General features: G+C 68.9%; 6 protein-coding genes and 2 pseudogenes. 1 reads left to right on the top strand and 7 read right to left on the bottom strand.

From position 1 onward, the window contains the following. The 7 genes and pseudogenes from ureE to KBX53_RS16600 form a co-directional block, all read right to left on the bottom strand. Window positions 1–338: pseudogene (gene ureE / locus KBX53_RS16570) on the bottom strand (urease accessory protein UreE); the annotation flags it as partial. 60 nt (window positions 339–398) lie between these two features. Next, the gene (locus KBX53_RS16575) at window positions 399–2117 is read right to left on the bottom strand and encodes an urease subunit alpha (RefSeq protein ID WP_030332788.1); all 1719 of its coding nucleotides are present in this window, start codon (window positions 2115–2117) and stop codon (window positions 399–401) included. Window positions 2118–2291: 174 nt separating this feature from the next. Next, window positions 2292–2627 (bottom strand): annotated as a pseudogene (locus tag KBX53_RS16580) (urease subunit beta); the annotation flags it as partial. Window positions 2628–2637: 10 nt separating this feature from the next. Continuing rightward, the gene (locus tag KBX53_RS16585; protein ID WP_210860212.1) at window positions 2638–2940 is read right to left on the bottom strand and encodes an urease subunit gamma; all 303 of its coding nucleotides are present in this window, start codon (window positions 2938–2940) and stop codon (window positions 2638–2640) included. 172 nt (window positions 2941–3112) lie between these two features. Beyond that, the gene (locus KBX53_RS16590; RefSeq protein WP_210860213.1) at window positions 3113–4558 is read right to left on the bottom strand and encodes a sugar porter family MFS transporter; all 1446 of its coding nucleotides are present in this window, start codon (window positions 4556–4558) and stop codon (window positions 3113–3115) included. Between the two features lie 179 nt (window positions 4559–4737). Then, window positions 4738–5574 carry an undecaprenyl-diphosphate phosphatase gene (locus KBX53_RS16595; RefSeq protein WP_210860214.1) on the bottom strand — a complete coding sequence of 279 codons (837 nt, stop codon included), beginning with the start codon at window positions 5572–5574 and terminating at the stop codon, window positions 4738–4740. Further along, window positions 5571–6623, bottom strand: a complete 1053-nt coding sequence (locus KBX53_RS16600; RefSeq protein ID WP_210860215.1) for an LLM class F420-dependent oxidoreductase — start codon at window positions 6621–6623, stop codon at window positions 5571–5573. Before KBX53_RS16600 ends, KBX53_RS16595 begins: the two co-directional genes overlap by 4 nt. A gap of 186 nt (window positions 6624–6809) precedes the next feature. Between KBX53_RS16600 and KBX53_RS16605 the strand changes: the two genes are divergently transcribed. Further along, window positions 6810–7197: aldo/keto reductase (locus tag KBX53_RS16605; protein ID WP_210860216.1), on the top strand; the 388-nt coding region annotated here is incomplete at its 3' end.

A 7197-nucleotide genomic window follows, 5' to 3' on the forward strand; every position in this document is an offset into this window, starting at 1 on the left:
TTGCCGATCGCGTGACCGAGTTCGACGGCCGAGCGGATCAGCAGCTCGGCGGACTCGCCGCGCAGCTGGTCGAGGTGGACCACCATCACCTCGCCCAGCTGGACGCGGGCCACCACGGCCGTGGCGGTCAGGTCGTCCCAGGCCAGGATGTCGCCGTCGCGCAGCCGGACCCCCCGGGCCAGCGCCACCGACAGCTCCGCGCCGGAGCTGGTCATCTTGCGGATCCGGCTCTTCTGGGCGTCCCACTGGTCCAGGACCAGGTCGTCGATGCGCGCTTCCTTCAGCCGGAGTGTCCAGTCCGGCTCGTTCATGTTGCCCAGCACCGATTCGACGAGCACGGGCGTCTCCTTTCCATGGGTGCGCCGGCGCCGCACACGGCGGCGCGGGCGTCCGGGGGGTCAGCTGAAGAAGTAGAGCTGGCTCAGAGGCAGGTTCCGGGCCGGCGGCACTGTCGCGTGCACGCCGTCCATCTTCACGGCGAAGGTCTCCGGGTCGACTTCGAGCGTGGGCAGCCGGTCGTTGCGGACCATGTCCCGCTTGGTGAGCCCCCGGGTCCGGTACACCGGCATGACCTGCCGTTGCAGGCCGAGTTCCTCGGCGATGCCGGCTTCGTGCGCGGCCCGGGACACGAAGGTCACGCAGGTCTTGCCGAGCTGACTGCCGTACGCGGCGAAGGACGGCCGGTAGTACACGGGCTGCGGCGTCGGCAGGGAGGCGTTCGGGTCACCCATGATCGACCAGGCGATCATGCCGCCCTTGAGGACCAGCTTCGGCTTCGTGCCGAAGAACGCCGGCTCCCAGAGCACGAGGTCGGCCATCTTGCCCGGCGTGACCGAGCCCAGCACGTGCGAGATTCCCTGGGTGATCGCCGGGTTGATGGTCATCTTGGCGACGTACCGCAGCACCCGGAAGTTGTCGTTGGCGCTGGAGTCCTCGGCGAGCTTGCCGCGGGCGGTCTTCATCTGGCCGGCGAGCTGGATGGTCCGCAACCAGGTCTCACCCACGCGGCCCATGGCCTGCGAGTCGCTCTGCATCATCGAGATGACGCCCTCGTCGAGCAGGACGTCCTCGGCCGCGATGGTCTCGGTGCGGATCCGGCTCTCCACGAAGGCCACGTCCGAGGGGACCTGCGGGTTGAAGTTGTGGCAGACCATGATCATGTCGTACAGCTCGGACTGGCTGTTGATGCCGTAGGGCACCGTCGGCGTGGTCGAGCTCGGCAGCACGTTCATCTGACCGGCGACCTTGATGACGTCCGGCGCGTGCCCACCACCGGCGCCCTCGGTGTGGAAGGTGTGGATCGTCCGGCCCTCGAACGCGGCGATGCTGTCCTCCAGGTAGCCGCTCTCGTTGAGGGTGTCGGTGTGGATGCTGACCTGCACGTCGAATTCGTCGGCGACGTCCAGGCAGGCCCGGATCACCGCCGGCGGCGCACCCCAGTCCTCATGGATCTTGAAGCTCGGCGCGCCGGCCATGATCTGCTCCACCAGGGGCGCGCGGCCGGTGCTGTTGCCCTTCGCCATCAGACCGATGTTGATCGGGATGGTCTCGAAGGCCCGCATCATCGCGTGGATGTTCCACGGGCCGGGAGTGATGGTGACACCGTTGGTGCTGTCGGTCGGGCCGGTCCCGCCGCCCCACAGGGTGGTCACCCCGTTGCTCAGGGCGGCGTACGCCTGCAGCGGCGTCACCAGGTGCACGTGCGTGTCGATGCCTCCGGCGGTCAGGATGAGGTGCTCACCGGAGATCGCCTCGGTGCCCGGACCGGTGATCAGCTCGGGGGTGACCCCGTCCATCACGTTCGGGTTGCCCGCCTTGCCGATGCCGGCGATCTTGCCGTCCTTGACGCCGACGTCGGCCTTCACCACGCCGAGGGTCGCGTCCAGGATGGTCACGTTCGTGATGACCAGGTCCAGGCCACCCTGGGCGTTGGTGTACTGGTTGTTGACGCCCATGCCGTCGCGCAGCGTCTTGCCACCGCCGTACATCACCTCGTCGCCGAGGACACGGAGATCCTTCTCGATCTCGATGTACAGGTCGGTGTCGCCGAGCCTGATCTGATCGCCCGTCGTGGGGCCGTACATGCCGGAATACTCTTGCCGGGAAATCTGGCTCATCGAATCATCTCTCCTGCCCGAGGCACGCAGCCCTGCGGGTTAGTCGATCTACTTCTTCTTGCCCTTGGGCTGGTCCTGCTCCTCGGGGCCGAACTTGAAGCCGCGGGTCTTGGCGTTGTGGATCGCCTCGGTCCGGTCCGGCCGGTAGCTGGGGGTCGACTCACTGCCGCTCCACCCCTGCACCAGGCCGTTGAAGCCGTACACGCGCTGCTGCCCGCCGAAGGGGATGAGCTGCACCGTCTTCTTGTCACCCGGCTCGAAGCGGATGGACGTCGTCGCCGGGATGTTCAGTCGCCGCCCGAACGCCGCCTCACGGTCGAAGGCGAGCATCCGGTTGGCCTCGAAGAAGTGGAAGTGTGAACCGATCTGGATCGGCCGGTCACCGGTGTTGTGGACGACGACCTCGGTGACCGGTCGGCCCGCGTTCAACTCCAGTGGCTGGTCGCTCAGCACGTAGCCGCCGATGGGTCGCACGTGCTTCGAGTTGGGGCCGGGATGTTGGTTGGCCATGTCCTGCTCCCTATCGGATCGGTGAGTGCACGGTGACCAGTCGCGAGCCGTCGGTGAAGACCGCCTCGACCTGGATCATGGGCACCATGTCCGCCACGCCCGGCATCACGTCGTCGGCGTTCAGCGTGCTGCGGGCCTCGTTCATGACCTCTTCGACGGTCTTGCCCTCGCGGGCGCCCTCGAGGGCGGCGGCGCAGATGACCGCGACGGCCTCGGGGTGATTGAGCTTGATCCCCCTGGCCTTGCGGGCGTTGGCGACCATCGCCATCGAGAGGATCGTCAACTTGTCGAATTCCCGTGGTGTCAGATGCACTGTCCTGGTCCTTCTGCGACGGTCGGTCGGGGCCGCCATCCCGCCGAACGGTTCGCCTCCCGGGGAGCGCTGACGGTCACCCCGAATGAGCTGTTTGTCCAACAGGTCCCTTTTAGGCGGCTTCGGGTCGACCGTACGCCCTGCCCCTGCGTCACGGGTCAGAAGCCGCGAATCAGCGGGATCCGTCGCCGGCACGGTGCGGACGCCGAGCACGGGCGTCCGCCTGCCACATCCGCTGGATGTCTTCGAGGGTCCTGCCCCTGGTCTCCGGCAGGTACCGCCAGATGAACAGGAAGCCGAGCACACAGGTGCCGGCGAAGAGCGCGAACACGCCCGAGCGCCCCAGGGCGTCGAGCATGCTCAGGAAGAACTGGGTGATGAGGTACTCGGTGCCCCAGTGCGTGGCGGACGCGATCGCCACACATCGGCCCCGGATCCGGCCCGGGAAGATCTCGTTGATCACCGTCCAGGCGGTGGGGCCGATCGACATCGCGTAGAACGCCACGAACATGACCACGCCGACCAGCAGGAAGATGCCCGCGTCGGTGGGGTGGTGCCCGGTCGCTCCGGCCGCCTGCGCCCCCGGATCCATCTTCGCGAAGCTGACGCTGACCACCACGAGCGAGACCGCCATACCCAGCAGCCCGACCAGCAGCAGTGGACGGCGGCCCAGCCGGTCCAGGAAGGCGACGGCGACCAGCGTGAAGAGGGAGTCGACAGCGCCGATCGCCCAGGTGGTGGCGGTCAACTGCGCCTGCGGCGTGTGGAATCCGGCGGCGGAGAAGATCTCGTCGGCGTAGTAGATGATCCCGTTGATCCCGGTCAACTGCTGGAACAGGGCCAGGCCCACGCCCAGCGCCAACGGACGCCGCCACTCGGGCGAGAGCACCTCGCGCCAACCCGCCTTGCCGGCCGCCAGGCTCTCCTGCACGGCGTGCAGCCGCTGGGGCACCTTCTCCGCTGGCACGGTCGCCCTCAGCGACGCCTCCGCCCGGCGTTTGTCCCCGCGCCCGACGTACCAGACGGCCGAGTCGGGGATCACCGTGGTGACCAGGGCGAGGGCCACCCCCAGCAGCACCGCGGCGGCGAGAAGGTAACGCCAGGAGTTGCCCGCCTCGAACAGTTCGTCGGCGAGGTACCCGATGAAGATCGCGAACGTGGTGGAGAACTGGTACAGCGCCAGGAGGCTGCCCCGGATGCGTTCCGGCGCCGCCTCCGCCGCGTACATCGGGCCGGCGACCGAGGCCACCCCGATGCCCAGACCCAGGATCAGCCGGGCGCCGAACATCACCCCGATCATCGGCGCGAACGCCTGCACGAGGGTGCCCACCCCGAACGCGGCGGCGGCGACCCACAGTGCTCCCCGGCGGCCGATCCGGTCCGCGAGGTGACCACCGAGCAGCGCACCCACCAGCGCACCGGGGGTCACCCAGCTCGCCGCCACCTCGACGGCGAAGGTGTTCGCGTCGAAGGTCTGGCGGATGTCGCGCAGCGCCCCGCTGATGACGCCCTGGTCGTAGCCGAAGAACGCGCCGGAGAGCGCCACGATCGCGAGGACCGCGATGAGGTTGCGCCGTGGCGGCCGGTCCCGCCCGCGCTGCGCGCCGCTGGCGGTCACCGTCGCCCCTCTCCCGCGCGTCTGGGCCGGGACGTCATCCCCGACAGGGAAAGACTAGGTGCGTTCTACGACCATTCACCCCAAATGCAATGAAGTACGACAGCATCCGGTGGACGCCGCACACGCACCGGCCTCCGACCCCACTGCGGGGATCGGAGGCCGGTGCGGGCGCGGGCGGATCAGGTGGCGCTGATCGTGCCCGTCATCAGCAACGCGAGAACCAGGGTGCCCAGCGCGACCCGGTACAGCACGAAGACGTACAGGGTGTGGTGGGCGACGTAACGCAGCAACCAGGCGATGGCCGCGTACCCGATGCCGAACGCGATGATGGTGGCCACGATCATCTGCGCGACCGACGGGGTGGACGTGCCCGGCGCGGACGGCTCGAAGACGTCACCGAGACTGAACACGCCGGACATCACCACCGCCGGGATGGCCAGCAGGAACGAGTACCGGGCCGCCGCCTCCCGGGTCAGGTTGAGCAGCAGACCGGCGGTCAACGTCCCGCCGGAACGGGACACCCCGGGGATCAACGCCATGGCCTGGGCGAAACCCATCACGACGCCGTCCTTCATCCGGAAGTTCTCCAACGTCCGGGTCTGCCGCCCCCAGTACTCGGCGAACGCCAGCACGAACGCGAACACGATCAGGGTGGTCGCCACCAACCACAGGTTGCGTCCAGCCGTCTTGATCTGATCCTTGAAGAGGAACCCGAACAGCCCGATCGGGATCGAGCCGACGATCACGTACCAGCCCATCCGGTAGTCGAGGCTGGAGCGCACCGACCTGTCCCGGATGCCCACCAGCCAGGTCCGGGTGATCCGCCAGATGTCCTTCGCGAAGTAGATCAACACGGCCGCTTCGGTGCCGAGCTGGGTGACCGCTGTGAACGACGCGCCCGCGTCACGGTCGAAGAAGATCGCCGAGGTGATCCGCAGATGCCCCGACGAGCTGACCGGCAGGAACTCGGTCAGTCCCTGGACGATGCCCAGGACGATGGCTTCGACCCAGGTCACTCGCCGACTCCCGAAAGTTCAAGTGCCTCGGCGACGGTCCGCAGGGTCTGGATCCCACTGTCCCGGTCGGCCACGAACAGCGTCACCGACAGCGTGGTGACACCGGCGGCGGCGTACTCGCGCATCCGCTCGGCGACGCGCTCCTTCGGGCCGAGCAGCGAGGTGCGGTCGATGAACTCCATCGGCACCGCGGCGGCGGCGTCGCGCTGCCGCTTGGCCAGGTACAGGTCCTGCACCTCGCGGGCGGCGTCACCGTAGCCCATCCGGGTGGCGAGCTGGTTGTAGAAGTTCTGCTGGCGGCTGCCCATCCCGCCCACGTAGAGCGCGGCGTACCAGCGCACCAGCTCGGCGCAGGACGCCACGTCGTCACCGATCACCACGGGCACCGACGGCACCACGTCGAACCCGGCCAGCTCCTTGCCGACCTTGGCCCGCCCGGCGCGCACCGAGGCGAGCTGCTCCTCGGCGAACTCCGGGGCGTAGAACACGGCCAGCCAGCCGTCGGCGATCTCGCCGGCCAGCTCCAGGTTCTTCGGGCCGACCGCGGCCAGGTAGATCGGTATGTGCTCGCGGGGTGGGTGGAAGCCCAGCCGCAGCGCCTTACCGGGGCCGTCCGGCAGCGGCAGCGTGTAGTGCTCGCCGTCGTACGCCACCTCCTTGCGGGCGATGGCCAGCTTGACGATGTCGACGAACTCGCGGGTCCGGGCGAGCGGCTTGGCGAACCGCACACCGTGCCAGCCCTCCGACACCTGCGGGCCGGAGACGCCCAGGCCGAGCCGGAACCGGCCGCCGGAGAGCGCGTCGATGGTCGCGGCGGTCATCGCGGTGGCCGCCGGCGTACGGGCGGGGATCTGCATCACCGCGGCGCCGACGTCGATCCGTTCGGTCTGACCGGCCATCCACGCCAGCATGCTGGGCGAGTCGGAGCCGTACGCCTCCGCAGCCCACACCACCGAATAGCCCAGCCGGTCCGCCTCCTGGGCCAGCGCCAGGTGGTCGGCCGGTGTGCTCCACGCCGTCTGATATCCGAGACTGAGCCCGAGTCGCACTGGTCCTCCCCCATCCGTGGCACAGGTCGCACCAGGTTACGCAATGCCGATAACGGCCTCGATCACCGGCTCGACACCTTTGATCCCCCCTCCGTCGGGGCAGCCCGGGGCGGCGGAACCGGCAGAACCGGCAGAGATACGGGAGCGAGGATATCCGTGGCGGCAGGTTCGAAATAAGGTTCACCCATGCAACAGCGACCGCTCGGCCGAAGCGGGCTGGCGGTTTCGCGGCTCGCGCTCGGCACCATGACCTGGGGCCGGGACACCGACGCCGACGATGCGGCCGCCCAGCTGAAGAGTTACCTGGACGCCGGCGGCAACCTGATCGACACCGCCGACGTGTACGGCGACGGCGACGCCGAGTCGGTGATCGGCTCGCTGCTGGGCTCCCTCGTCCCCCGCGACGAGCTGCTGATCGCCACCAAGGCCGGGTTGCGCCCCGGCAGTGGCCGACGCCGCGACGGCTCCCGGGGGCACCTGCTGCGGACGTTGGACGCGTCGCTGCGCCGGCTCGGCACCGACCACGTCGACCTGTTCCAGGTGCACGGGTACGACCCGGACACCCCGCTGGAGG

Origin of the sequence: Micromonospora sp. M51, from assembly GCF_018070305.1 — a bacterium.
Classification (GTDB): Bacteria; Actinomycetota; Actinomycetes; order Mycobacteriales; family Micromonosporaceae; genus Micromonospora; species Micromonospora parva.